General features: G+C 64.4%; 23 protein-coding genes and 1 tRNA gene. 7 read left to right on the top strand and 17 right to left on the bottom strand.

The features are described 5' to 3' along the window. Positions 1-6 precede the first annotated feature (6 nt). The 5 genes from K2U94_RS10055 to K2U94_RS10035 all read right to left on the bottom strand — a co-directional run bounded on the left by K2U94_RS10055 (position 7) and on the right by K2U94_RS10035 (position 7,403). Positions 7-3,249: a rhamnan synthesis F family protein gene (locus K2U94_RS10055; protein WP_243067080.1), complete on the bottom strand. Its 3,243-nt coding sequence runs from the start codon at positions 3,247-3,249 to the stop codon at positions 7-9. Continuing rightward, the gene (locus tag K2U94_RS10050) at positions 3,227-3,493 is read right to left on the bottom strand and encodes a hypothetical protein (protein ID WP_243067079.1); all 267 of its coding nucleotides are present in this window, start codon (positions 3,491-3,493) and stop codon (positions 3,227-3,229) included. Before K2U94_RS10050 ends, K2U94_RS10055 begins: the two co-directional genes overlap by 23 nt. Positions 3,494-3,506: 13 nt before the next feature. After that, entirely contained in the window at positions 3,507-5,933 is a 2,427-nt protein-coding gene (clpA, locus tag K2U94_RS10045; RefSeq protein ID WP_243067078.1) for an ATP-dependent Clp protease ATP-binding subunit ClpA, read from the bottom strand. Between the two features lie 10 nt (positions 5,934-5,943). Beyond that, positions 5,944-6,330, bottom strand: coding sequence for an ATP-dependent Clp protease adapter ClpS (gene clpS, locus K2U94_RS10040; RefSeq protein ID WP_425332548.1), 387 nt, complete (start codon positions 6,328-6,330; stop codon positions 5,944-5,946). A gap of 731 nt (positions 6,331-7,061) precedes the next feature. Then, on the bottom strand, positions 7,062-7,403 hold the full coding sequence (locus tag K2U94_RS10035) for a phasin family protein (RefSeq protein ID WP_243067076.1): 342 nt from the start codon (positions 7,401-7,403) through the stop codon (positions 7,062-7,064). A 256-nt stretch (positions 7,404-7,659) separates the two neighbouring features. Here K2U94_RS10035 and K2U94_RS10030 point away from each other — a divergent pair, with 256 nt between their 5' ends. Beyond that, positions 7,660-9,309, top strand: coding sequence for a D-alanyl-D-alanine carboxypeptidase family protein (locus K2U94_RS10030; protein ID WP_243067075.1), 1,650 nt, complete (start codon positions 7,660-7,662; stop codon positions 9,307-9,309). 74 nt (positions 9,310-9,383) lie between these two features. Here the strand turns inward: K2U94_RS10030 and K2U94_RS10025 are convergent, their stop codons facing one another. Further along, positions 9,384-10,100, bottom strand: a complete 717-nt coding sequence (locus K2U94_RS10025) for a J domain-containing protein (protein ID WP_243067074.1) — start codon at positions 10,098-10,100, stop codon at positions 9,384-9,386. A 131-nt stretch (positions 10,101-10,231) separates the two neighbouring features. Further along, entirely contained in the window at positions 10,232-10,948 is a 717-nt protein-coding gene (locus K2U94_RS10020; protein WP_336606158.1) for a VWA domain-containing protein, read from the bottom strand. A 92-nt stretch (positions 10,949-11,040) separates the two neighbouring features. Between K2U94_RS10020 and K2U94_RS10015 the strand changes: the two genes are divergently transcribed. Further along, the gene (locus tag K2U94_RS10015; protein WP_243067073.1) at positions 11,041-11,463 is read left to right on the top strand and encodes a DUF1489 family protein; all 423 of its coding nucleotides are present in this window, start codon (positions 11,041-11,043) and stop codon (positions 11,461-11,463) included. Between the two features lie 56 nt (positions 11,464-11,519). Here K2U94_RS10015 and K2U94_RS10010 read toward each other — a convergent pair whose 3' ends face one another. From K2U94_RS10010 to K2U94_RS09985, 6 genes are all read right to left on the bottom strand, one after another. After that, positions 11,520-12,335, bottom strand: a complete 816-nt coding sequence (locus K2U94_RS10010) for an arylamine N-acetyltransferase family protein (RefSeq protein ID WP_243067072.1) — start codon at positions 12,333-12,335, stop codon at positions 11,520-11,522. A 69-nt stretch (positions 12,336-12,404) separates the two neighbouring features. After that, positions 12,405-12,818, bottom strand: coding sequence for a globin family protein (locus tag K2U94_RS10005; RefSeq protein WP_243067071.1), 414 nt, complete (start codon positions 12,816-12,818; stop codon positions 12,405-12,407). A 53-nt stretch (positions 12,819-12,871) separates the two neighbouring features. Beyond that, on the bottom strand, positions 12,872-13,768 hold the full coding sequence (locus K2U94_RS10000) for an ion channel (protein ID WP_243067070.1): 897 nt from the start codon (positions 13,766-13,768) through the stop codon (positions 12,872-12,874). Next, complete coding sequence (locus K2U94_RS09995) at positions 13,765-14,406, bottom strand: glutathione S-transferase family protein (RefSeq protein WP_243067069.1); 642 nt, start codon at positions 14,404-14,406, stop codon at positions 13,765-13,767. The genes K2U94_RS10000 and K2U94_RS09995 overlap by 4 nt, the downstream gene beginning before the upstream one ends. 7 nt (positions 14,407-14,413) lie before the next feature. Beyond that, positions 14,414-14,833 (bottom strand): rhodanese-like domain-containing protein, encoded by a 420-nt coding sequence (locus tag K2U94_RS09990; RefSeq protein WP_243067068.1) that lies wholly within the window; start codon positions 14,831-14,833, stop codon positions 14,414-14,416. 222 nt (positions 14,834-15,055) lie between these two features. After that, positions 15,056-16,279 (bottom strand): cyclin-dependent kinase inhibitor 3 family protein, encoded by a 1,224-nt coding sequence (locus K2U94_RS09985; RefSeq protein WP_243067067.1) that lies wholly within the window; start codon positions 16,277-16,279, stop codon positions 15,056-15,058. 293 nt (positions 16,280-16,572) lie between these two features. Between K2U94_RS09985 and K2U94_RS09980 the strand changes: the two genes are divergently transcribed. Both K2U94_RS09980 and K2U94_RS09975 read left to right on the top strand, forming a co-directional pair. Continuing rightward, positions 16,573-16,845 carry a DUF3253 domain-containing protein gene (locus K2U94_RS09980; RefSeq protein WP_243067066.1) on the top strand — a complete coding sequence of 91 codons (273 nt, stop codon included), beginning with the start codon at positions 16,573-16,575 and terminating at the stop codon, positions 16,843-16,845. Positions 16,846-16,874: 29 nt separating this feature from the next. Then, positions 16,875-17,663 carry a YdcF family protein gene (locus K2U94_RS09975; protein WP_243067065.1) on the top strand — a complete coding sequence of 263 codons (789 nt, stop codon included), beginning with the start codon at positions 16,875-16,877 and terminating at the stop codon, positions 17,661-17,663. Between the two features lie 15 nt (positions 17,664-17,678). On the opposite strand, the gene K2U94_RS09970 is transcribed toward K2U94_RS09975, so the two are convergent. Continuing rightward, positions 17,679-18,497 (bottom strand): glycoside hydrolase family 25 protein, encoded by an 819-nt coding sequence (locus tag K2U94_RS09970; RefSeq protein ID WP_243067064.1) that lies wholly within the window; start codon positions 18,495-18,497, stop codon positions 17,679-17,681. Positions 18,498-18,702: 205 nt separating this feature from the next. Between K2U94_RS09970 and K2U94_RS09965 the strand changes: the two genes are divergently transcribed. After that, positions 18,703-19,581 carry a polysaccharide deacetylase family protein gene (locus K2U94_RS09965; RefSeq protein ID WP_243067063.1) on the top strand — a complete coding sequence of 293 codons (879 nt, stop codon included), beginning with the start codon at positions 18,703-18,705 and terminating at the stop codon, positions 19,579-19,581. Positions 19,582-19,609: 28 nt separating this feature from the next. Here K2U94_RS09965 and K2U94_RS09960 read toward each other — a convergent pair. After that, positions 19,610-19,696, bottom strand: a tRNA-Leu gene (locus K2U94_RS09960). 117 nt (positions 19,697-19,813) lie between these two features. Between K2U94_RS09960 and K2U94_RS09955 the strand changes: the two genes are divergently transcribed. Together K2U94_RS09955 and lipB are read left to right on the top strand one after the other, a co-directional pair. Further along, complete coding sequence (locus tag K2U94_RS09955) at positions 19,814-20,695, top strand: alpha/beta hydrolase (protein WP_243067062.1); 882 nt, start codon at positions 19,814-19,816, stop codon at positions 20,693-20,695. 194 nt (positions 20,696-20,889) lie between these two features. Continuing rightward, positions 20,890-21,612 carry a lipoyl(octanoyl) transferase LipB gene (lipB, locus tag K2U94_RS09950; protein ID WP_243067061.1) on the top strand — a complete coding sequence of 241 codons (723 nt, stop codon included), beginning with the start codon at positions 20,890-20,892 and terminating at the stop codon, positions 21,610-21,612. A gap of 2 nt (positions 21,613-21,614) precedes the next feature. Here the strand turns inward: lipB and K2U94_RS09945 are convergent, their stop codons facing one another. Together K2U94_RS09945 and panC are read right to left on the bottom strand one after the other, a co-directional pair. After that, entirely contained in the window at positions 21,615-22,220 is a 606-nt protein-coding gene (locus K2U94_RS09945; RefSeq protein ID WP_243067060.1) for a DUF805 domain-containing protein, read from the bottom strand. Positions 22,221-22,506: 286 nt separating this feature from the next. Next, on the bottom strand, positions 22,507-23,361 hold the full coding sequence (gene panC / locus K2U94_RS09940; protein WP_243067059.1) for a pantoate--beta-alanine ligase: 855 nt from the start codon (positions 23,359-23,361) through the stop codon (positions 22,507-22,509). Between the last annotated feature and the right edge of the window lie 6 nt (positions 23,362-23,367).

The following is a 23,367-nucleotide window of genomic DNA, read 5'->3' as shown; positions in this document are numbered from 1 at the left end:
GGCGGCCTACCGATAGAGGACTTTGTAGCCCATGTGACGAACGAGGGCCGGCACGGCTCTTTCGACGCCATGTGCGATCTGTCCGTCGATATGAAAATCGACGCCCTTGTCGCCGCCAAATTCCCATTCCTGATGCTTCAGAATGGAATGAAGGCGTTTCACGATGTCGCCGCGGATCAAAAACATGAAGCCGCTGAGGTAGTCAAGCTCGCGATTGGCGCCGGTGATTTCGAGCAGGTCGAGCAGCCGCTCATATTCATCGATATTCTTGCCCATGTCGGAAGAGCGCCATTCCTTCGCGCCGATCATGCCGACGCTCGGATCATCCAGCATCAGATCGACGCATTCGTCGGCGACTTCGGGGCTGCCGGCGAAGGCGCGCAGCAGGGTGCGCCGCCAATGGTCGGCGCGCTCGATCGCAATATGCGGGCTCTTCTTGGTGTGCATGAAGGCGAAGAGGTCGTAGCGATCGATATCGACATTGTCGAGCAGACGGGTGAAGCCGCCGATGTCGCGCCCGGCGTCGTTCGAGAGCTGCAGGAAGGCGCCCGGGCACAGGCTGTGGATTTCCTCATGCAGTTCCGGCGTCCATGACAGATCCACCAGATTGATGAAAATATCGAAGCTGCGGTTGCGGAAATTCTGGGCGAAGGCCGCCAACTCCTGCCAGATGTCCGGATAGAAGGCGTGGATCAGCACGCAGACATTGATTCGCTCCTGGGGCGGCGCGATGCGCAAAGGCGCCGCGGTCGTCGGCAGGTCGATCCTGATGTCGTCGAAGAAGAACTGCCACCGCCCGTACATGCGGTCGCGCTCGCTGCGGCCGCAGACCAGGAAATGGCAGAAGGCCGCGAGGAAATCGCCGCTAAGATGAGCGAGGTCGGGATTGAGCGCGACATATTCCTCGGCGAAGAAGCCCAACGGAATGTCGCGAATGCGCATGCCGGTCCGCTTCAACAGCGACAGCGGCGAGCCGAAACGCCCTTCCGGCGCGCCGTGATGGCGCCAATGGGCGATGAGTGGCTCGTCCTCCAGTTCCGCGAGGTCGGGGTTGACGCGGCGATAGAATTCAAGGTCGAAATCGTCGCGGCAGTCCAGAAGTTCGTCGAAGAATGCGAGAAGGCGCGGGTCGAGCGGCGTTTTCATGCGGCGATCCGAACGCAGCATGGTTTGCGGCGATTGCATCGCATGTTCGATCGCCGTCGTCGCGTCGAGCGCCTCGCCGCGCTCCTCATTGTAGATTTTCGCAGAGAAGAACGGATGGCAGACGAGTCCGGCAGCGTCGCCCTCGCGCAGATAATGCATGAGCGCCGGCTCGTGGAGGTCAATCTCGTTGCGCGTCCGGTAAAAGGCCGGATCGAAGAACAGGTTCGGCAGGAGCGTCTCGTCCAGGCAGCCGTGGCCGAGATAATGGGCGACCGGCGGATCGAACAGCTTCTCGCCGCGCTCGGTTTCGATCTGATAGCGATAGAGCCGCGGATCGAAAGCGGGAACCATCGCGAGATCGTGCCGCTTGCGATTGGTGACGAAAGCCTCCAGCGGGCAAAGGATCGCATCGGCGTCGGGCGCCGAAGCCAGGAAAGCCTCGGTGTCGAATACCGGCGACGGATCGAACCGCGCCGGCCCGCCGATCGTCAGGTAATGCAGCAGCGGATTGGTCGCTTCCTCCGCCTCGCTCATATAGGTCGCGCGGTAGAAATCGGTGTCGAACAAAGGATAGGGATCGAGCCCGGCCGCCGCGCCGTCCAGAACATAATGCAGGAGCGGGTCGCCTTGCGCGCCGCCCATCTGCCGCCGGTAGAAGATGCCGTCGAGCAGCGGATGGGGACGCAGCCCCGCACGCCAGCCGATCAGGACATAATGCAGCAGCGGATTGTCGATTTCCGAGACGCGTTCGCCATAAAAGGCCTTGTAGAAATCCGGATCGAACAGATCGGCGATGGCCAAAGCGTGGCTCTTGACGCGGTCGGACAGGATCGCCAGCCCGCGGATTTCCTCGATCATGGAGCAGGCGCGCCAGCGCCGCATCGAGAGATCGGCCTGCCGCGCCCCCGCGCGCAGGGTCTGCCCGTCGCCCGTGCCCTGCCCGAGCGCGTCGAGAATCTGGCGGCGCTCATCGGAAAGCATCCGCGCCAGCCAGACCATCTGGTTGCGGTCCTGCGGCGCGGCGGCGGAGGCCGGCGCGGGCATGGCGGCGCGGGCGGCTTGCGAGGCTTGGGACGCGGCGAGCTTCGCCGCCTCCGCCCGGCGGCCGCCGAGAATTTTAGCGATCTGACCGGCGAGATCGCCATCGCTGACGCCGAACTGGCCAAGCCCGATCGTCGCCGGGCCGTCGCCAAGGGCGAGGATCAGCCGGCAGGCGTTGGCGGACGGGCGTCCCGGCGTCTCGGCGATCCGCCGCTCCAGCTGCTGGAGCCTTTCATTTGGCCAGGCCCGCAGATCGAAGGAAAAGCCGGCGACATTCTTCGGCAGAAGCTCGAAAAGGTCTGGCCGGGGCTGCGATGTGAGAGCGCGATCGAGTTCCGCGCCGTCCGCGACAAGCGCAATCTTCAAAGACGCCTGCGGCCGAATCAGATCGGCCGCCCAGCCTTTGAGCACGCCGTCCGCAAAATAATCCAGCCCGACGCGGTAGCGCGCCCCCGAGAAAGGACTATCGAGACCTGGCCCCGCCGAATTGACCAAATTCAAGGCGGGCTGCGCAGGCGCATGGAAGGGGGCGGGGGCGGGCGCGAGCGGATGCTCGAACGACGCGGCCAGCGCGGCGGCAAGCTGATCCCGCAGGGAGCGGTTGGTCAGCCCCAGCGCCAAGGTTTCGATTCGCGATTGCCGGCCGGCGAAGACCACGGAAAGGTCGCCCGGCGCCGACAAAGCCGCCTCATCCATATTCCGCAATTTTTCGAGCGCCGCAAGCGGTTGTTCGAGACCCCATTGGGTCAGGGCGACGTCGAATCCGGCGACGTTGCCGGGAAGATCGCTTTCGAGATCGGGCCGGAAAAGCCCCGTCTGTATTTCGCCGAACGGAATTCCCGCAACGGACAGCTCCAGATGAACCGGGTCGCGCGGCCTGTCCACGCGGAGCGCCCAGCCACGCATCCGGCCGGCGGTGAGAAAGTCGATTTCGCCACGAAAAAGCGAACCGCCGCCGCGCCATTCCAGTGAGGAAGGGGCGAATTCGCTGATGATGAAATTCCGGGGCGGTGGCGCGTCGGCGCGCATGGAAAAGCCTTTAGCGCTCACTTTTTTGTTCAATGACGCCCCCTGCGGCCTCGGGCGAAGCCAAAAACGTATAAGAAACCGATCTATCGGCGCGCTGGCGGCGCGAAACGACGCCATGACGAACGCCCGCGGCCGGGAAGACCTGAGGGGAGGTCCTGCAAGCCGCTGCGACTTTAGCGTTTTTTTCGCGGGCGCCAACAAGAAGCGGCGACAAAACACCACCGCCGGCGGCGGGAAAGAAAACGGCGGCCGGAGGGCCGCCGCGATTTTCGTTCAAAGGCGTGGAGCCGTCATTCCGGTGTGCCGGCCGGCTCCGGCGCTGCTTTCGGCTTGCGGTTGCGGGCGCGCACTTCCGGCTCCGGACGCACCTTCTTGCGCCGCGCCTCGACGATTTCCTTGGCGGGACGCGGCAGAACCGGGCCGTCCGGGAAGACGAAAGCGAGTTTCGATTCGGCGCCGGCGCCCGCCGTCACCACCCGCACGGTGCCGCCGTTCTTGAGGCGTCCGAACAGGACCTCATCAGCCAGCGGCGTCTTGATGTGGGTCTGGATGACCCGCGCCATCGGCCGCGCGCCCATCGCCTGGTCATAGCCACGCTCGACCAGCCAGGCGCGCGCCTCGTCCGACAGTTCGATCGAAACATTGCGATCTGCGAGCTGCCCCTCGAGCTGCATGATGAACTTGTCCACCACCTTGGCGATGACCTCGGTCGGCAGGTGCGCGAAGGTCACGACAGCGTCGAGCCGGTTGCGGAATTCCGGCGCGAACATGCGGTTGATCGCCTCGACGTCGTCGCCCTCGCGTTTGCTGCGGGTGAAGCCGAAAGCCGGCTTGGCGAGATCGGACGCGCCCGCATTGGTCGTCATCACCAGGATGACGTTGCGGAACGAGATCTGCTTGCCGTTGTGGTCGGTGAGCTTGCCGTGATCCATGACCTGCAACAGGATGTTGTAGAGGTCCGGATGCGCCTTCTCGATCTCGTCGAGGAGGAGCACGCAATGCGGATGCTGGTCGATGGCGTCGGTCAGCAGCCCGCCCTGCTCGAAGCCGACATATCCGGGAGGCGCGCCGATCAGACGGCTAACGGTGTGGCGCTCCATATATTCCGACATGTCGAAGCGCACCATCTCGACGCCGAGCGCCTTGGCGAGCTGGTTCGCCACCTCGGTCTTGCCGACGCCGGTCGGGCCGGAGAAGAGATAGCAGCCGATCGGCTTTTCGGCGTCGCGCAGCCCGGCGCGCGCCAGCTTGATCGCGGAGGCCAAAGCCCCAATCGCCTCGTCCTGGCCATAAACCACGCGGCGCAGGGTCGTATCGAGGTGTTGCAGCACCTCGGCGTCGTCCTTGGACACGGTCTTCGGCGGGATTCGCGCCATGGTCGCGATGGTGGCCTCGATCTCCTTCACGCCGATCGTCCGCTTGCGCTTCGATTCGGGCGTCAGCATCTGCGAGGCGCCGGTCTCGTCGATCACGTCGATCGCCTTGTCGGGCAGCTTGCGGTCGTGAATGTAACGCGCCGACAGCTCGACCGCCGCCTTGATGGCGTCATTGGTGTAGCGCAGCTTGTGGAATTCCTCGAAATAGGGCTTCAGGCCTTTCAGGATTTCGATCGTGTCCGGGACCGTCGGCTCATTGACGTCGATCTTCTGGAAGCGCCGAACGAGCGCCCGGTCCTTCTCGAAATATTGGCGGAATTCCTTGTAGGTGGTCGAGCCGATGCAGCGCAGACCGCCTTGGGCAAGCGCGGGTTTCAGCAGGTTGGAGGCGTCCATGGAGCCGCCCGAGGTCGCGCCGGCGCCAATGACGGTGTGGATTTCGTCGATGAACAGGATCGCCTTCTTGTGCTGCTCGATCTCCTTCATCACTTGCTTGAGGCGCTCTTCGAAATCGCCGCGATAGCGGGTGCCGGCGAGCAGCGCGCCCATGTCGAGGGCATAGACGGTCGCGCCCTTGAGCACTTCCGGCGTTTCGCCGCGCACGATCTTGCGGGCGAGGCCCTCGGCGATCGCGGTCTTGCCGACGCCCGGGTCGCCGACGAGCAGCGGATTGTTCTTGTGGCGGCGGCACAGGACCTGGATCGTGCGCAGCACTTCGGCCTCGCGCCCGATCAAAGGATCGATGCGGCCATCCTTCGCCTTCTGGTTGAGATTAATGCAATAAGCATCGAGCGCGGTTTCCTTTTTCTTGGAATCCTGCTCCTTGCCTTCGCGCGCCGATTCGGCGCGCTCGGGATCCTCTTCCATGCCGCGCGGAGCTTTGCCCGCGTCCGAGTGGCCCGGCCGCTTGGCGATGCCATGGCTGATATAATTGACCGCGTCGTAGCGGGTCATTTCCTGCTCCTGCAGGAAATAGGCGGCGTGGCTCTCGCGCTCGGCGAAAATCGCCACGAGCACGTTTGCGCCGGTGACCTCCTCGCGACCGGAGGACTGCACATGGATCACAGCGCGCTGGATGACGCGCTGGAAGCCGGAGGTCGGCTTGGGGTCTTCGTGCAGTTCGGTGACGAGATTGTCCAGTTCATGCTCGATATAGCCGACAAGGCTCTTTCGCAACGCGTCGAGATCGACCGAACAGGCGCGCATGACGGCTGCGGCTTCCGCGTCGTCCAGCAGACTGAGCAACAGATGCTCCAGCGTCGCATATTCATGCCGGCGCTCGGAGGCGGCGGCAAGAGCGCGATGTAGGGTCTGTTCGAGGTTGCGAGAGAATGACGGCATTATATCAACCTCATTTCTTTTCCATGACGCATTGCAGCGGATGCTGATGCTTGCGGGCGTGGTCCATCACCTGGGTCACCTTGGTGTCGGCGACCTCGTATGTATAGACCCCGCATTCGCCGACGCCGTTATTATGGACCTGCCACATAATACGGTTGGCGTCGTCGAAATTCTTGTGAAAGAAGGTGCAAAGCACGCCGATCACGAAATCCATCGGCGTGTAATCGTCGTTCAAGAGCAGAACGCGATACATGGAGGGGCGTTGGGTCTGTGGCTTGGTCCGCGCGATCACCGCCGTTCCGGTTCCCTGACCGGGACCGTCGGCCGACGACTTGCGTCCGCCCTTCCCCGCCGCTGCTGGCGGCGTCGGGAAAGCGTCGCGCGGAAAATGCGTCACATCCGTGTTACGCGCCGCCGCATTGCGGCTCCGATCGATCCAACCTGGATTGCTCTCTCGCGTGAACAAGGCCGTCCTCTCCTCAACTGCCATGCCTGACCCGGTCCTGATCCTCGAACACTCCCATTTAACGCGGCGATTCCGGCATTAGTTCAGGCGCCCGAAGGATCGGATGGCGCATTGCGCTTAATGCAATTTATGCGCCGCCTGCCCCGCCCGCCAGATCCGTCCAAAAGATTTTAGCCGGATCGAAAGTCTGCGCCTCAATTCTTGCCCGAAACATGAAACGCGGCGCGAGAATTTTCATGTGCCGCGCGCGCGGCCATTTGCCGCCCATGCGGTGAAATGTCGGACTTCGAACTAGCGACCATCCGACAGCCGGCGAGATCGCCCGGCCCGCCCGGCGCCGCTATGGCGCGAAGCACTTGGCATGGTGTACTGCTTTCACGCCGGCGCAAAGCGATTTTCGCACAAATTGCGCGGCAGTCCCATCCAGTTGCGCTCAAAATTTTGGCTTTTTGCCCGAGTCGCGCGCCGAGAGGCGAGGCGCCTCCCGCGAGAACAGCAAATCCAAAAAGAAAAGCCCGACCGGGCGGATGGGCTTTCTTATTTCAACACGGGGAACGCTACTCGACGCGGGGAACGCTACGCTACGCAACCCGAACGCGACCCCGGAACGCAAACGCCCGACCCGGGGCATTTCAAACGATAGCGGCGCAGTCCCGGCTAACTCAGTTCGCCGAAGTCTTGACCTTGGCGATCGCGCCTTCGACCGGCTTGAACGCTTCCTTGGCGACGCTGGCGTACATCTCGCCGAGCTTGGACATTTCAGCGACGAAGCCTTCATAGGAAGACTTGGCGTAGTCCTGCTGCAGAGCGATGGCCTGGTCGAACTTGGTCACGCCAAGGAGCTTTTCGACGAAGGCCGAGCCGCTCTCGAGCGAACGCTTGGAAAAATCGGTCGTCTCCGCGGCGATCGCCTGGAGCTGCTTGGAGACCTCGGTCGCGGCGGCCTGAACGGCCTCAAAATGCTCCTTGCCGAATTTCTGATATTCCTCGAAGTTGATGGCCATTTTAACACCTATCCTGATGGCCGCTGGTCGGCCTGAACCCTGAGCACACGCTATTCTCGGCGCCCATGACCGTAACTTATATGCAGCGCACAAAAAGTCAATCGCTTTTTGTTGCATCGCAGCATTTTTTTGATCATTTCCTTATCTTCGCCTTAACGGCCGGGTAACCGCGTTCCCTTAAAGTTTGGTCACGTTCACGTCACGACGCCTCGTTTCGCGTCGGAAACCGATCAATCGGGATCATCGGGACTGAAGTATGTTCAAGCGTAATATTCGCGATCGCTTCCTGGCCAAGGCGGCCATTTCCGCTCTCGTAGCCGCCTTGATCGGCGGAGCTTTCACGACCCCGGCGCAAGCCCGGCGTCATCATCATCATCATCGTCACGCCCATCACCAGAGCGCCGTCCATCGCGGCCACGGTCACGCCCATTTCGCCGCCCACAGGCGCCATCACGGCGCGACCGCGCCGATCTCGACCAACGCCGCCATTGTCGTGGACGGCGCGACCGGACGCGTCATCTGGGGAATAGACGAAAACGCGCCGCGCCATCCCGCCTCGATCACCAAGGTCATGACGCTCTACCTGCTGTTCGAGCAGATGGAAAAAGGCCACGTCACCCCCAACGACCAAATCCCGATTTCGGCCCATGCCGCGGCCCAGGCGCCGACGAAGCTTGGCCTGCGCCCGGGCTCGACGATAAGAGTCTCGGACGCGATCAAGGCCATCGTCACCAGATCGGCCAACGACATAGCCGTCGCTGTCGCCGAATATGTCGGCGGCTCCGAGAACCATTTCGCCGAGGAAATGACGGCGAAGGCCCATGCGCTCGGCATGGCCCACACCTATTACGTCAACGCCTCCGGCCTGCCCAACAACGCCCAGCTCACCACGGCCTATGACCTCGCCATTCTCGGCCGTGCGATCCAGTCGCGCTTCCCGGAATATTACCATTTCTTCTCGCTGCGCGAATTCGACTATCACGGCCAGCACATCCGCAACCACAATCATCTGATGGATCGCGTCGCCGGCATGGACGGGATCAAGACCGGCTATACCGCGGCCTCGGGCTTCAACCTGCTCAGCTCGGTGAAACACGACGGCCATTCGATCGTCGCCGTCGTCATGGGCGGCCGCTCCGCGCGCTCGCGCGACAATTACATGGCGGCGCTGATCAACAGATATCTCGACAAAGGAGGCTCGCCGCGCGCCGAATCCCGCGTCGCGGAACACGAGGAGCCCGCGCGGCGCGAAGAGGCCGCCGCGCCCGCGGCGCCGGTCGATTCCAACCCGCGCCCGCGTCCCGCCTTCGTGTCGGCGCCGGCCGCAAATCTTCACGAGAACAGCGATGGGCGGCTTTACACCGCCTCGATTCCCCATCGCCACGCGGAAGCGCGCGCCGCAACCACCGCCGAAGCCGCCAGCGCGCCGACGCCGGTGAGCCGCTGGATCGTGGGCCCCCCGGGCATCAATCTGCGCGCCGCTACCCGCTTCCGTTCCGAGGACGACGGCGTCCAATCGCGAACCTCCACGCGCGAGGCCCGGCGCGAGGCCCAAGCCGCCGCCAAGGTCCAAGCCGCCGCCAAGGCCGAGCGCGCCGCCAAGGCCGAGGACGAGGCGAATGACGCCCCCGCCCCGAAGCCGCTGCCCGGCAAGCCGCCGGCGTCCGGCTGGATGATCCAGATCGGCGCCACCGACGACGCCGACAAGGCCGCCGCTTTGCTCGACAAGGCCAAGGCCAAGCGCCACACCCTGCTCGCCTCCGCCAAGCCTTTCACGGAAAAGGTCCAGAAGGGCCACGGAACGATCTACCGCGCCCGTTTCGCCGGCCTTGAGGAAGACGAAGCCCAGGCCGCCTGCAAGGCCCTCAAGAATTCCGGCTTCCACTGTTTCGCCATCCGGAATTAAGCGGGGACGCGGCGCTCCGTCGCCGCATCTTCGGAAAATGAGTTCGTCGCGTGTTCTGAGTTGTGGGGAGCTTGTCAGTGTTGACGACGCATCAGCCGATCCTTGGCCTGATTGAGGCGGGCCGCATCATCCGTCGTCCCCCCGTGGTCGGGATGGCGTTCCTTCATGAGGCGCCGGTGCGCCCGAACGATCTCCTCGGCGCGCGCGCCCGGACGAAGACCCAGCGTCTGATAAGCCTCCTGCTCGCTCATTTCGCCGTTCCGGCTTCGCTCCGACCCTCGCCGCCCCGCGTTCGGGTCACGCTCGCCTGCCGCGCTCCCTCCGGGAAAGCGGCGGTCGAGATAATTATCCAGCAATAGAGCCGAATCGGGATCGAGCGCGGCGCAATCCGCGCGCAGCCGCAGGATTTCCTCGCGCGACATGGCGCTCAGCTTCATCCCGGCGAAAGCGCCTTCGAGCACGGTTCCGTCAACGATTCCGCTGGCGTGGTCGAGGATCATTTCCAGATAAAAGGTGCGGATCTGCGACCGCGCCCGCCCCGGGCTGCGGCGGGCGAAGAATTTGTCCCAGGAAAAGCGGTTCCGTGAGAACAGATAGAGCGACAGCCCGCCCAAACCCAGCGCGAGGCTCAGCCCGCCGCGCAGCAGCACGAGCAGCGCCGCCGCCGCCGCGAGGACGCCGCTGCCGGTCCTGACATTGGCCGCGACCCGCGCGGGTGAAGCGCGCCCGAGTTCACGCAGAAGATAAACGCCGACGATCAGCGTCAAGAGCCCGATCAGCAGAAAAGGCATGAGGTCTCCATATCATACGGTTTCCGCAAGATTGCTGCGCAATCCACGGAAAGGCCACGGCGCGAAAATCCCCTGAACGGCGAGCGGATTTTCGCGCCGGAGGAACAGGAATGCCGAATTCGGAATACGTATCACCGCATTTGCGACAGCAACTGGCGCGCCTCGGCCTCGCCCGCGTTGGCGCGGTCGCGCAAGGCCTGGTAACCGCCCGCCGCATAGGCCGCCGCCGCCCGCAACAGCGCGGCGAGGCGCCCGGGGGCGCGGGAATCGAACACGGCATAGGCGCCGCCGCTGAGCCGCGCCAGATCCTTGAAGACGGCGGCCGCCTTGGTGTCGCCGCCCTCATGGAAAAAGAAACCCTTGACGCCGAGCAGGCCCAGCTCCCCGGCGATGCGGCCGAGATCGTCGGCTTTCTCTTCCATGCTGTCGCCGACATAGACGAAAGCGCCGAGCGGCGCCTCGCCCCGCTCCGTGCGAATATGGCGCAGCACGCGACCGATCTGAGTCTGGCCGCTCATCACCGAAATCTTGCTCATGGCCCTGCCGAGCCCGGCGCCGTCGCGCATGAAGCCCGAAGCGCGGCATTCGTTCAGGCCGCGAAAATAGACGAGCTGGATGTCGAGACCTCCGCAAGCGGCGGCGACCGCGAACATCTGCCCCTGAACCTGCTGCGCCAGATCCCAGGTCGGCTGGCGGCTCATGGTGGCGTCGAGCGCGAAGACCAGCCGCCCGCGGCCCGACGCCGGCTGCGCCGACGCTTTCGCCGGAGCCTGCCGCATCGCCTCCGCGAAAGCCTCGACTTCGTCCCGGCCCGCCGGCGTCACCGGATTCCTGCCCTCGCTCCCCACTTCATCCTCCCCCTGCTCCCGATAAGATGGATGACGCGGCGGCAAAGGCAAGACGGGGCTTGCGCCGTGCCCGCGCCGGACTACAACAAATCATGCCCCTCCATCTTCTCAAACTCTGCGTCGGCGCGGATTCGGTCGCCGACCTGCGCGCCTGGACCCGGATGCGCCGCGAGCGCCAGTCCGGCGTCCACGCCCATGTCACCCGCATGTTTCCCAAACGCGCCGAAGAATTGCTCGACGGCGGCTCGCTCTATTGGGTGATCAAGGGGCAGATCTGCGCTCGGCAGAAGCTGATCGGCATCGAGCCCTTCGTCGATTCCGCCGGAATAAAACGCTGCGCCTTGCAACTCGACGACGAGGTGGTCGCGCTTCGTCCGCGCCCCCATCGCGCTTTTCAAGGCTGGCGTTATTTCGAGCCGGCCGAGGCCCCGCCCGATCTCGACGCCACATCGAGCGGCCTCGCCGAAATGCCGGAGGCGTTACGCCGCCAATTGTCCGAACTGGGGCTGATCTGAACGGCGCTTCGGCGTCCTTGCATTGAGCGTCGTTCGGCGGCCTGGGGCGCTGGGCCTTAGGCGCCGATCCGAGCAAGGATTTCCTCCGCCGGCGCCGGAGGCTCCATGCCGAAATGGGTCCGCATGGTCTCCGCAAGGCTCGCCGCGTCGGCGATGTCGCGCTCTACCGCCACCTCCCCGTCGCGCGCCTCCGTGACGAGGCGGCGGTTCACGATCTTCCAGCGTCGGTCGCCGACGATGTGCTCCATTGTCAGATTTTTCGTGAACGGCGCGAGCGGGCTCGTCGAAGTGAACCAGTTGCCCAGCATGTAGTCGGAGGGAAGTTGCGCTTCAAGCGTGAAGACATACATGCTGCGCCAGCCTTGTGGCTGCTTCGCCCGCAATTCATATATCCCCTCGGACTCAAGAAGCAGAAAGGTCCCCATAGTCGTGCGCTGCTCGACGCCGGTCGCAAAGCGCAGCGGCGCGTCGATCAGGCAGGCGCCAAAGCCGACGTCGGCGAGATGCGGACCCTCGGGCGCATCGACTTTAAGGAGCATATGCGTGCGCGGACCGAGCGGCGCGCCGGGCGGCGACATCCAGCGCACCCGCCCGGCGAGTCCGACGACATTGAACCCGACACGCTCCAATATGGCCTTGAAAAGGAGGTTTTGTTCGAAGCAATAGCCGCCGCGCCGGCCTGCGACGAGCTTGTCGTGGATCACCGGCAGATCGAGCGACACCGGCCTCCCGAGCAGCGGATCGATCGCCTCGAAGGGAATCGCCCGCACATGGGCGTCATGCAGCGTGGCCAGCGTCGCCAAATCCGGCGCAAGCGGTCCCTCATGACCAATCCGCGCCAGATAGGCGTCGAGCCCGATGCCGTCGTTCATGCGCGATTCTCCCCGTTACGGCGAAAGACCGCTGGCGGCGCGGCCCGTCCGACCCGCCGCGGCCTTTCGTCAGGCCTCATCCAGGACCACCGCCGCCATGACCTTGGCCATTTCTCCATAGGCGGCCTCCCAGGCCTCGCGCGTCTCGGGCGAAAAATCCTCGCCGAGCGACTCCGCCAGGGTCCAGATCAGGGCCTCGCCGAGCGGCGCGAAATGTTCTGGACGCACACCGAAACGGAGATGCTGGCGGGCGAGAGCCTCCAGACCCGGCTTCAGCCGGTCGAAATTCTCCAGGCCCGACAAGGTGACGGTCAGTGTCGCCATGAATTTGCGCCCCTGCGCGTCGATCTCGCCCTTGAATAAAGGCCGGACCTGCGGCGCGATCTCGAACAGCCGCTGATAGAACATTTGCGCCGCACGGTCCGCGACCGGGGCGACCCTGCCAAAACTTTCCTGAATCAACGCGATCTGATGCGGAGTCATGGGCGCTCCCGAAATGCCGGGCGCGACGATAGCGCAAATTTACCCTGGCGGCTTCAATCTTCGCCATCTGTCTCCTGCGGCTCGGTGGCGCTCAATCGGCGATAGTCGATCTGCGGCACCCCGTTTTCGCCGACCGAGAGAATATCGGCAAAAACCTCGCCGAACTTGACGTCGCGCCACGAATAGCCCTGGCGGACATTGACATTTTGGCCGGAAACGTCGTCGAGGCCGACGAAGACGACCATGAAATAGGCGTCCATCGCCTCCAGCTGTTCGCGGCCGTGACCGAAGATCGGGCTGTTCTCGTCCACCTCATGAAAAAGGGTCCAGGAAAAGACGAAGATCGGATTGCGCGGCTGTTTGAGGGCGAGATGGCGGAACCGGCGGAAGCCGACGCCCTCGGCGGTGGTGTCGGTATAGACGAACCAGAGTTCCGCTCGCGCTTCATTGACCGAGCTGCGGCGGGCGTTGGCGAACCGCGCCATCAGCGTGGCCTGGCCGTCATGCTGGGCGAACGTCATGGAATCGGCAAAAATCACCCGCGCGCGGGGCCGCGAGAAGCGCGCGAAAATCAGGCCGGTGAACACTGCGAGAGTGGACATGCCGGTAAAGATTTCCATGGTGGCGATCGAATGGCCGTAGATATTCTGCGGGTGCATGTCGCCATAGCCGACCGTCGCCAGGGTCTCGATCGAAAAGAAGAAAAGATCGACGAATGAGTCCGACCGCGCATTGGCGATGCAATCGCCGCCGAGCCAGAACAGGAAGGCGAACAGCAGGTTCATCGTCAGGAAATAGAGCGCGAAGCCTCCGAAGAACAAAGGCCAGGACACGCTCATGCTGTTGTGGAAGGCGTCGGTCCAGAAGGACTGGTCTAGGCCGCGGGTCAGGAACTCGCGGTCGCCGATGCGCACCAAATGGTCGCGGTCGGATTGGCGACGGCGGATCAAAGGTCTTCCCACCTGTCGATGACCCAGCTCTCGGCCTTTGCGTCCTCGCGCCATTGGCGAAAGGCCGGCAAGGCCAGAATCCTGTCGCAATAGGCCCGCGCGGCCGGTTCCAGCTCCAGCGCATAGGTGTCGAGCCGGGAGACGACGGGCGCGAAAAAAGCGTCGGCGGCGCAAAAATCCCCGAACAGAAAGGATTTCCCGGCTTGCGCAAAGATCGCCTGAACCCGGGCGAGATCGGCGCGCGCCGCCTCCTCCAGGCCCAGGGGCGCGGCGCGGCGCGCACGGCGGAAATTGGTTGGGCAGGCCTGCCGCAGCGCCTGGAAGCCCGAATGCATTTCCGCGCATAGCGAGCGCGCCCGCGCGCGGTTTTCCTTGCCGCGCGGCCAGATGTTCTTGTCGGGGAAAGCCTCGGCCAGATATTCGACAATGGCGAGCGAGTCCCACACCGCGAAATCGCCGGCGCGCAGCACCGGAACCTTTCCCGTCGGCGCCTCCCGCAGCATTCGTTCGCGCGAGCCGTCGACATAGAGCGGCGTGACCACTTCCGTAAACGGAATGTCGAGCGCGCGCATCAGGAGCCAGGGCCGCAGCGACCAGGACGAATAGGCCTTGTTGCCGATGAACAGGGTAAGGGACATGGCTTTCTCAGAACTTCTTCGCCGCCGGCTCGCGCGGCGGCTCGTGTGGGGCGCCCGCCTTTTTCCACGCGCCGAAGCCGCCCTCGATATGGGCGACCGGGCCAAGGCCCATGCGCTGCGCCAGATGTGCGGCGAGCGCCGAGCGCAGGCCGCCGGCGCAGAAGAAGACGAAAGTCTTGTCCTCCTGGAACTGCGGCTTGGCGTAGGGGCTCGCCGGGTCGATCCAGAATTCCAGCATCCCGCGCGGGCAATGGAAGGCGCCGGTGATTCTGCCCTCGCGGTCCAATTCGCGCGGGTCGCGCAGGTCGACGAAAAGCACGTCGTCGCGGCCAAGCAGGTCCTGGGCCTCAGCCACTTTCAGCGTCCGCACCGCCGCATTGGCCTCGGCCAGCATCTGTTGAATACCATAACCAATCTTGCTCGGCATGACGCGACTCCCTGCCCGGGATTGGACCGCAGGGAACGCAGCGCGTCAACATGGGGCCGCCTCGCAAAGCGGGCATGGCGAATGATATAGGCCTCCGGCGCCGGCAGTTGCCGCTGCGATGCGCTATCCCGCGTCCATCTGATCTTGCTCGAAGCAAAGGCGCTTCACCCCGTGGCTCGCGCCGGGTGATGAAGTTCGCGGCGCGAGGAGGCGCTCGCAGATTCAAGCCGGGCGTTTGGCCATATCGGCTTTGCGCGCGATCATCTTCTCGGCAAGCGCCTCGCCGCCGCCGTTTTCGGCGACGACCCTGCGTATCGCGGTTTCCGGAATTCGCGTCACCGCCGCGATGGCCTCATTGATCTCGGCGGGGCTCATGTCGGCGAAAAGCTTGACCGCGTGAGGGTTACCCTCGTCCGAGCGCAAAGTGTCGAGTTCGCGCACGCAGGCGCCGAATGCCTTGCCCTTCGGATCCCCCTGCGCCCGAAACTCCAGCGCCCCTCCGAGGTCGAGCGTCATCACCACTTCGGCCACGACGCCCTGATTATCGCCGTGGAAGCCGGCGGCATCCCAATTGGCGGCCCATGCGTGCACTCCGAGCCAGCGCCGCGCCTGTTTCAGCTCGTCGCCGTTGAAATTGGCGATATGCGTCTTTTCGAGTTCGACGAATTCGGTCGCGACCTGAGTGGAGTCCTTCGCGCGCACATAAGTCAGCGTCGGCGCGCCGGCTAATTGATAGAGCTTCGCCGCCAGGATTTCGTTGCGCGCGTGCGCCGCAGATTCGAGGGTCTTCACATAGAAGCGCCGACCGTTCTCGTCCTGATAGACGCCGCCGGGATTGCTTCCCAACTGGCGGCCAACGTTTTGCAGGGTCGCCGTATCGATCGCTTCGACGTCGATGATGGGCGACGTCCGTCGGACCAGTGCGAGTTGCGCCGGCGTCTCGATCGCGCCTTTGCGGGCGCGGCGGACTTCCTTGATCGCCTCCTCGGGGTTCACGCCCAATTCGACGAGCAGCCGGGCGGCTATCATGCCGGCCCGACCAAGTCCGCCTTTGCAATGCACCACTATATCGCCCCCGCGGCGAAGCAGCGTACGGATGTCGCGGCCATGCGTTCGCCATTGCCTCTCGAACGCTTCGCCAGGGACCGAATAATCGGCAATGGGCAGGTGTCGCCAATCGAGTCCGCGACTCAGGACTTCCACGCCGAGTTGGGGCGTTTGGAGCGCGTCGAGTTCGGCCGGCTCGTTAAGCGTCAGCACCAGACGCGCGCCCCAGTCGGCGATGGCGTCGAGATCCATCGAAAGGTCCCGCGCCCACGCCCCCGTGCTCGCGGCCCTGTCGTGCTTGCCGGGGCAGAAGGTAATCCCGATCCGGCCGTGCGAGGGGCTGGCGCGCACTTGCGCGATCTCAAGCGGGTGGGTCAGGCTCGTCCGCGGCTTCGTCACTTTGCAGTCTCGAGAACAAAAGGCTTTCCGAACCGAAACTATCGCAATCCTCCGTCTTCCGCCACGCTGCGCCAACAGGTTCAACACGGGTCGCCTTATCGCGACGGAAGTCGTCTCTACGTTGCTGAAAAATAGCTCTTGCAGGGCTTACGGTTCCTTGGTGGACCTCGACCTTCACGGCTCGGCCTCGTCGGCCATCATCGATGGGCCGAGGTCGACCCATGGCGTGAGCTCAAACCGAGGCGCGGTTTCACGAATCTTGACCTGGCCTCGACTTTTTCCGACAAGCGCGCATGCTCGACGACGATCCCATCGCCCAGACGATTCTCGCGCTCTGCGCCGACGCCGGCCCTGCCAGGTCGATCTGCCCGACCGACGCGGCCAAGGCTTTTGCCCGTGCGCGCGAACAGGACGACCTCGCCTGGCGCGGCCACCTGACCCAGGTCCGCGCCCGCGCCATCGCCCTTGCCCGCGCCGGGCGGCTGGTGATCTATCGTAAGGGCAAGCCGGCCGACCCGGACGATTTTCGCGGCGTCTATCGCGTCGGCCTGCCGCGCGCGGATTGAGCGCGACGGGCCTGGCCAAGGGAGGGGAAATGTTTTTCGTCGCCTCGAAAATCTTCTGGCTCCTCGCCTCGCCCCTGCATTTGCTGCTGATCCTGCTGCTTGCCGGGCTCATTTTAGCGCCGCGCTGGCGCCCCGGCCGGATGCTGGCGCTCGCCGCCGCCATCGTCCTGGCGCTGATCGTGTTTTCGCCCGCCAGCGCCCTACTGATCCGCCCGCTCGAGGACCGTTTCCCGGAACGATCCGCGGTCATGACGCCGCCCAAGGGAATCATCGTGCTCGGCGGCGCCGTGGACGAGGGGCTCACGCTCGCCCGCAATCAGGTCGCGCTGAACGAGGCGGCCGAGCGCATGACCGAAGGCGCCGCGCTGGCTCGCCTCTATCCCCAGGCGATGCTGGTCTTTTCCGGCGGTTCGAGCGCGCTGATCGACAATTCGGCGAAAGAGGCGAATGTCGCCCGCCGGCTGTGGCGCGAACTGGGCGTTCCAGAAAGCCAGATGCGTTTCGAGGATCGCTCGCGCAACACTTTCGAGAACGCCGCCTTCACCAAAAGGCTGGTGAACCCGCAAAAGGGCGAAAAATGGCTGCTGGTGACCTCGGCCTATCACATGCCGCGCGCCATGGGCGTCTTCCGCGCCCAGGGCATGGACCCCGAAGCCTTCCCGGTCGATTACCGCACTTTCGGCAACGCCCGGGATAACCGGCCGCCGGGCGACGGCGCGCGCGCCGTCGTCATTTTCGAGACGGCGGCGCGGGAATGGGTTGGTTTGCTGGTCTATCGGTTGACCGGAAAGACCAACGCCCTGTTCCCGGCGCCCTGACGAAATGGCCCGGCGTCACTCCGACGCCGACTGCCTGCGCACGACGCCATTGGCCTTGAGGAAACTCCGCCAGTCCTGCTCGTCGCCATAAAAGGCGTTGCGATCCACCCGCGTCGGAATGCCCCGCACCCAGGCGTCGGACTGATATTGCCAGAAGCGCCAGGCGCGATCGCCATATCTCGCCGAGGGGCGGTGCTTGGTCGAGCGAATCCAGATCGGATAATCGGTCAGCGAGCCCTGGATGATCGACTGGTAGAAATCGACCGTGGTGTAGACGATCGGCTTCTTGCCGTAATAGCGCTCCATCTCGGCCAGCATGGCGCGGATTTCGTGCAAAGTGGAATCGCGTTCGAGACGGCGCCGGCAGGTCGGCGAATCGGGCGTCGCCTCGACGTCGAGCACCGGCGGCAAAGCGGTCGGGTCGGGAGGAACGTTCCGCTCGAACCAGGCCATATTATCCTGCCACGGTCGGCACCAATAGACGAAATGATAAGCGCCGCGCGGCAGGCCAGCGGCCTTGGCGCCCTGCCAGTTCTGGACGAATTTCGGATCGATGCGGTCGCCGCCTTCGGTCGCCTTGATATAGGCGAACTGCACGCCGCCGTCATGCACCGCGTCCCAATCGACATTGCCCTGATATTTGGACACGTCGACGCCATGGACGGTAAAATGCCGGGCGAGCTTGGTCGCCTCGGTCTCTTTGTAATGGCCCGCCCGGGCGCCGACCAGCGGCCGCTCCGGAAAGGCGGACGGTCCCTCTCCACATGCGGAGAGCGTGAGGAGAAGGCCTGGGAGCGCCAGACGCGCGATGATTTTCAAGGAAAAACCACACATGCGGGCAGATTACCTCGATTGGGGTAACGAGTCCTTAATCCACATCACGCCTCGGTGATGACAGAGTTGAACCGCAATTCACGATTTTGACAAGAGCGGACCATAGGCAAGCCCCGTTTTTCCTGCGATTCCACGGGCGCGCTGCGGCGCCGTCCGGCCGCCGGGCGGGCTCGGGGGCCGGTTCTCGCGCAGAGGCATTTTGAAAATGTGGGTAAAAAGAGAATTAATCGCGGCGGCCCTGACCTTCGCCCTGTGCGGCGCGGCGCGGGCCGAATCCTGCGGTCCCCGGACGCTCGGGGTGTCGCGAACCATCGCGGTCGGCGCGCCCGCCCATCTTGGCCTCAAAACCTATCCGCAGACGCTCGACCTCAAGGATCACGAGGTCGTCCTGACCTTCGACGACGGCCCCGCCCCGACCACCCGCCGCGTGCTCGAAGCGCTGGAGGCGCAATGCGCCAGGGCGACCTTCTTCCTGATCGGCCGCAACGCCGCCGCCATGCCGCAGATCGTGCGCCGCGAGATCGCGGATGGCGACACGGTGGGGAGCCATTCCAACACCCATTCGATGCTCCGCAGCCTGCCCTTCGACAAGGCCACGGCCGATATCGACGCCGGCGCCGCCGCCGTGGACAAGGCCTCCAGCGGCAATGCGTCGAAGTTTTTCCGCTTCCCAGGCTTCGCCGATTCGCCCGCTCTCCTCGCCGCGCTCGATCAGAGGAAAATGCCGGTGTTCGGCGCCGATCTCTGGGCCTCGGACTGGAACGTCATGACGCCGAAGGAAGAACTGGAGCTGCTCATGGGCCGGCTGCGCCGCGCCAAAAGCGGGATCGTCCTGCTTCACGACACCAAGAAGCAGACGGCGGAAATGCTGCCCGCCTTTCTCGCCGAGCTGAAAGCCGAAGGCTTTCAGCTCGTCCAGATCGTCCCCGGCGACGCGCCGCCGTCGCAGAAACAGGCGCCGGCCGGCTGGAAATCCGAAACCGAGGCGACTTTGAAGAAAATGGGGATCAGGGGGCCGAAGACGGCCTCGCCCAAGGTCGGCCTTCCGCTCCAGGAGCAGAAGGATCCGGCGCCTCGAATGTGAGAGGAAAAATCCAAGCCTTCGTTAGGCTTGGTGCGGCCAAGAGGACTCGAACCTCCACCCCCGTTAAAGGACTAGCACCTCAAGCTAGCGCGTCTACCAGTTCCGCCATGGCCGCAAGATTATCGGGCCGTGGGCCCGAGCAATCGGTAGGCGCGTCGTCTAACAAATCGGTTCTCGCGTTGCAAGCTGTTCGCCACCTTTTTTCATCCGCGACCGCCGCCGGAGAAGAAACATGATCGCCACCCTCGCCGGAGCCGCCGCCCTCCTCCTCGCCGGAAGCTGGTTCGCAGGCGAAATCACGGTCCGCCTGCGGCGAAAGCCGCCCGATCTCCAGCCCGGCGCGCCGGCACGCGACCTGTTGCTGCGGGCCACCGACGGAACGGCGATCGCCACGACTTTCTGGCCCGGCGCCGAGGCCGGCGCGCCCGCCGTCCTGCTGCTGCATGGCCTCTACGACTCGCGAGCCGATTTCGTCGACCACGCGCGCTGGCTGACGGATGAGGGTTTTGCCGTGATGGCGATCGACTTTCGCGGGCATGGGCGCTCCGGCGCCGCGCCCCATTCCTTCGGCTGGAGCGAGGCGCTCGACGCGCGCGCCGCTTTCGACTGGCTGCGGCGCGAGCAACGACGCGCCCCGATCGGCGTGCTCGGCGTCTCACTCGGCGGCGCGGCCGCCCTGCTCGGCCCCGAGGGGCCTCTGCCCTGCGACGCGCTCGCCCTCCAGGCGGTCTATCCCGATATAAGGCGCGCCGCGCGCAATCGCGTCGCCGCATTCCTGTCCCGGCCGGTCGCCGTTCTGCTCGAACCTTTGCTGTCCTATCAATCGATCTGGCGTTTCGGCGTTCGCCCGGAACGGCTCGCGCCGATCGAGGCCCTGGCGCGATTCAATCGGCCCGTCCTCATTGTCGGCGGCGGCGCCGACCGCTTCACACCGCCCGAGGAAACGCGCGAAATGTACGATGCGGCGCCGGGGCCGAAAGAACTGCTGATTCTGGAAGGCCTGGACCATGATGAGACCTCGCATGTGACGACGGACGGCTATCGCAATGCGATTTTGCATTTTTTCCGCTCGACGCTGGGCGCCGCGCCGCGGCGGCAAAAGCAGACCACGTAAGCAGCGAAAACATCCGCCACATATCCCTTGGCGCGGCGAGTGGCCGGGCGGTTGGCGTCAAAGTTGATCGCATTTGAAAAAGCGGCTTTAAAGCCTTTGCCCCAACCCCTCGCCCCAGCCCTCTCCCCGCACAGGGCGTCCGTGGGGACGCCCGTCTTTCGACGGGCCATGCGGGAGAGGAAGATGACGCCGCCATGACCCAGACTTGCGAAAAGCCCTCAGCCTCTTTCGTTCCCGCGGCCGGCGCCCCGGCGGTCGAATGGCGCGTTTCCGGGGGCTTGACCGAATACGCCTTTGCGGTCGCGGAAATGGAGGCGCGCGCCAGCGCCATCGCCGAAGGCGCGGCGCGCGAGCTGGTCTGGCTGGTCGAGCACCCGCCGCTCTATACTTCGGGAACCTCGGCGCAGCCGGAAGACCTGCTCGACGCGCGATTCCCGATCCACGCCACGGGGCGCGGCGGCCAGTTCACTTATCATGGTCCCGGCCAGAGGGTGGCCTATGTCATGCTCGACCTCAACCGCCGCTCGCGCGACGTGCGCGCTTATGTCTGCGCGCTCGAAAAATGGCTCATCGCGGCGCTGGAGCTTTTCAATATCAAGGGCGAGATTCGCGATGGGCGGGTCGGCGTGTGGGTGCGGCGGCCGGACAAGCCGCCCGGCCCGCAAGGCGAGATCGCCGAGGACAAGATCGCGGCGATCGGCGTGCGGATGCGGCGCTGGGTGTCGTTCCACGGCGTCGCGCTCAATGTCGAGCCGGACCTGACGCATTTTTCCGGCATCGTGCCCTGCGGCATCGCCGAGCCTCATCTCGGCGTCACCAGCCTGGTCGATCTCGGCCTGCCGGTGACCATGCACGACGTGGACGTGGCGCTTCAGCGCAGTTTCGAAGAGATTTTCGGGCCGATCGCGCCGGCCTGAAATCAGGCGCGGACGCCGCGGCGGCCGAAGCCCTGAGCAGGTGGACGCTCGGGATGAAATTCCGACGGCTCCGCATGCGCCGCCCCGGGCTCGACGTCGAAGCGCGGGCGAAGGCGTGAGCCAGGCGCCCGCGGATGGCCGTTTTCGCCCGTGTCGCCACGCCGGAAGAACATCATCGTCGTAAGGAACAGGCCGCCGATCACTGTCATGCTGACCGTGACGCCAAGCACAAGCGCGCCGACGACGCGGAGATGAACCAGGAAAAACGGCAGGCTGGCCACCAGGCCCGCGAGCGTCAAGCCCACCGGCCCCAGGAGCCACCAGCCGCTCCAGCCGAAATCATGCAGCCGCTTGATATAGTTCGCGAACGAAACCCAGCAGGACACGATGGCAAGAAAGCACAGCACGGCGGCGACCTGCGGCGGCGCGTGGAGCGCCATCCGGATCTTGTGCGTCGCCGCGTCAAGCGTCGGAACCATATAGCGATTTAGGACAAAAAACTGGAAGACCGCACCCAGGACGAACTGAGCGAAAAAAATCTTCGCGAAAGTCGCGCGGTTAATGCGCCCTTCAAACGAAAACAACAGCCAAAGAAAACGGTCGGTCATGACCCATCCTCGCCAGTTGATACGGCTTCCGCGAGATTGCTGCGCAATCCGCAAAGTCGCGCAGGCGCGAAGATCATTGAAATCGCGAACGGATTTTCGCGCCGACGGAATACGAATTCCCCATGATTCATGCGAGATTCGTACGGGAGGAGCGCAGCCTGACCCGACAAAATCAAGAGAGCCCTAAGGCAAAGCCGTCTAAAATATTAATTCTCCGAAAGATTTTGCAACAAAAAGGAAAAGATTTCCGCAGCACAAACGAAAGGAAAAATTCTTTCGCGCAATTTTATTCAACGGGCCAATTGTCGATCAGCCGAGTCCGGCCCAGCCGCGCCGCGACCAGCAGCCGGATCGGCCCTTCGGCGAGCCCAGCGATCGGCGCAAGGCTTTGTGCCTGGCGCGCCTCGAAATAATCGAGCGCGAAACCGGCCGCCGTGATCTCCCTGCCCGCCCGCGCGACAACGTCAACAACCGGCGCGCCGGCCCTGATCGCCTTGGCGCTGTCGCGCAGCACGCGCGAAAGGGTCACGGCCTGCGCCCGCTCCTGCGCCGACAGATAGACATTGCGCGACGACATCGCCAGGCCGTCCGGCTCGCGCAGGGTCGGAACGCCGAAAATTGCGGTCGGAATGTCGAGATCGGCGGCCATGCGGCGAATCACCGCGAGTTGCTGGAAATCCTTCTCGCCGAAAAAGGCGCAATCGGCCTGGGACTGGTTGAGCAATTTGGCGACCACCTGGGCCATGCCGGCGAAATGATCGGGCCGGAACCTGTCCTCCAGCCCGGCGAGCGCCGGGCCGCCGGGAAGGATTTTGGTCGAGAAGCCCTCCGGATACATTTCCGAAGCCATCGGGGCGAAACAGCCGTCGCAGCCCGCTTCCGCGAGTTTGGCGAGATCGGCCTCGAAGGTGCGCGGATAGGCGGAAAAATCCTCGTTGGGCGCGAATTGGGTCGGATTGACGAAGATCGACACAATGGCGCGGCGGGCGTTTTCGCGCGAGGCTTTGATCAGCGAAATATGGCCGGCGTGGAGCGCGCCCATAGTAGGGATCAGGGCGACGGCCTCGCCCGCGGCGCGCCATTGCGCGACGGCGCGGCGCATCACGGCGATGTTGCGGAAAATCAGCGGCTGTTCGGTCATCCGGGG

The organism is Candidatus Rhodoblastus alkanivorans (genome assembly GCF_022760755.1).
Lineage (GTDB): Bacteria > Pseudomonadota > Alphaproteobacteria > Rhizobiales > Beijerinckiaceae > Rhodoblastus > Rhodoblastus alkanivorans.
Note: the sequence above shows the minus strand (reverse complement) of the source record. Positions and strands in the feature narration are given on the sequence as shown.

Excerpts from the sequence above, each read along its gene's own strand:
- clpA (WP_243067078.1), bottom strand. The coding sequence starts at position 5,933 with ATGCCGTCATTCTCTCGCAACCTCGAACAGACCCTACATCGCGCTCTT.
- K2U94_RS10035 (WP_243067076.1), bottom strand. The coding sequence starts at position 7,403 with ATGGCCATCAACTTCGAGGAATATCAGAAATTCGGCAAGGAGCATTTT.
- K2U94_RS10030 (WP_243067075.1), top strand. The coding sequence starts at position 7,660 with ATGTTCAAGCGTAATATTCGCGATCGCTTCCTGGCCAAGGCGGCCATT.
- K2U94_RS10025 (WP_243067074.1), bottom strand. The coding sequence starts at position 10,100 with ATGCCTTTTCTGCTGATCGGGCTCTTGACGCTGATCGTCGGCGTTTAT.
- K2U94_RS10015 (WP_243067073.1), top strand. The coding sequence starts at position 11,041 with ATGCCCCTCCATCTTCTCAAACTCTGCGTCGGCGCGGATTCGGTCGCC.
- K2U94_RS10010 (WP_243067072.1), bottom strand. The coding sequence starts at position 12,335 with ATGAACGACGGCATCGGGCTCGACGCCTATCTGGCGCGGATTGGTCAT.
- K2U94_RS10005 (WP_243067071.1), bottom strand. The coding sequence starts at position 12,818 with ATGACTCCGCATCAGATCGCGTTGATTCAGGAAAGTTTTGGCAGGGTC.
- K2U94_RS09995 (WP_243067069.1), bottom strand. The coding sequence starts at position 14,406 with ATGTCCCTTACCCTGTTCATCGGCAACAAGGCCTATTCGTCCTGGTCG.
- K2U94_RS09990 (WP_243067068.1), bottom strand. The coding sequence starts at position 14,833 with ATGCCGAGCAAGATTGGTTATGGTATTCAACAGATGCTGGCCGAGGCC.
- K2U94_RS09980 (WP_243067066.1), top strand. The coding sequence starts at position 16,573 with ATGCTCGACGACGATCCCATCGCCCAGACGATTCTCGCGCTCTGCGCC.
- K2U94_RS09975 (WP_243067065.1), top strand. The coding sequence starts at position 16,875 with ATGTTTTTCGTCGCCTCGAAAATCTTCTGGCTCCTCGCCTCGCCCCTG.
- K2U94_RS09970 (WP_243067064.1), bottom strand. The coding sequence starts at position 18,497 with ATGTGTGGTTTTTCCTTGAAAATCATCGCGCGTCTGGCGCTCCCAGGC.
- K2U94_RS09965 (WP_243067063.1), top strand. The coding sequence starts at position 18,703 with ATGTGGGTAAAAAGAGAATTAATCGCGGCGGCCCTGACCTTCGCCCTG.
- K2U94_RS09955 (WP_243067062.1), top strand. The coding sequence starts at position 19,814 with ATGATCGCCACCCTCGCCGGAGCCGCCGCCCTCCTCCTCGCCGGAAGC.
- lipB (WP_243067061.1), top strand. The coding sequence starts at position 20,890 with ATGACCCAGACTTGCGAAAAGCCCTCAGCCTCTTTCGTTCCCGCGGCC.
- K2U94_RS09945 (WP_243067060.1), bottom strand. The coding sequence starts at position 22,220 with ATGACCGACCGTTTTCTTTGGCTGTTGTTTTCGTTTGAAGGGCGCATT.
- panC (WP_243067059.1), bottom strand. The coding sequence starts at position 23,361 with ATGACCGAACAGCCGCTGATTTTCCGCAACATCGCCGTGATGCGCCGC.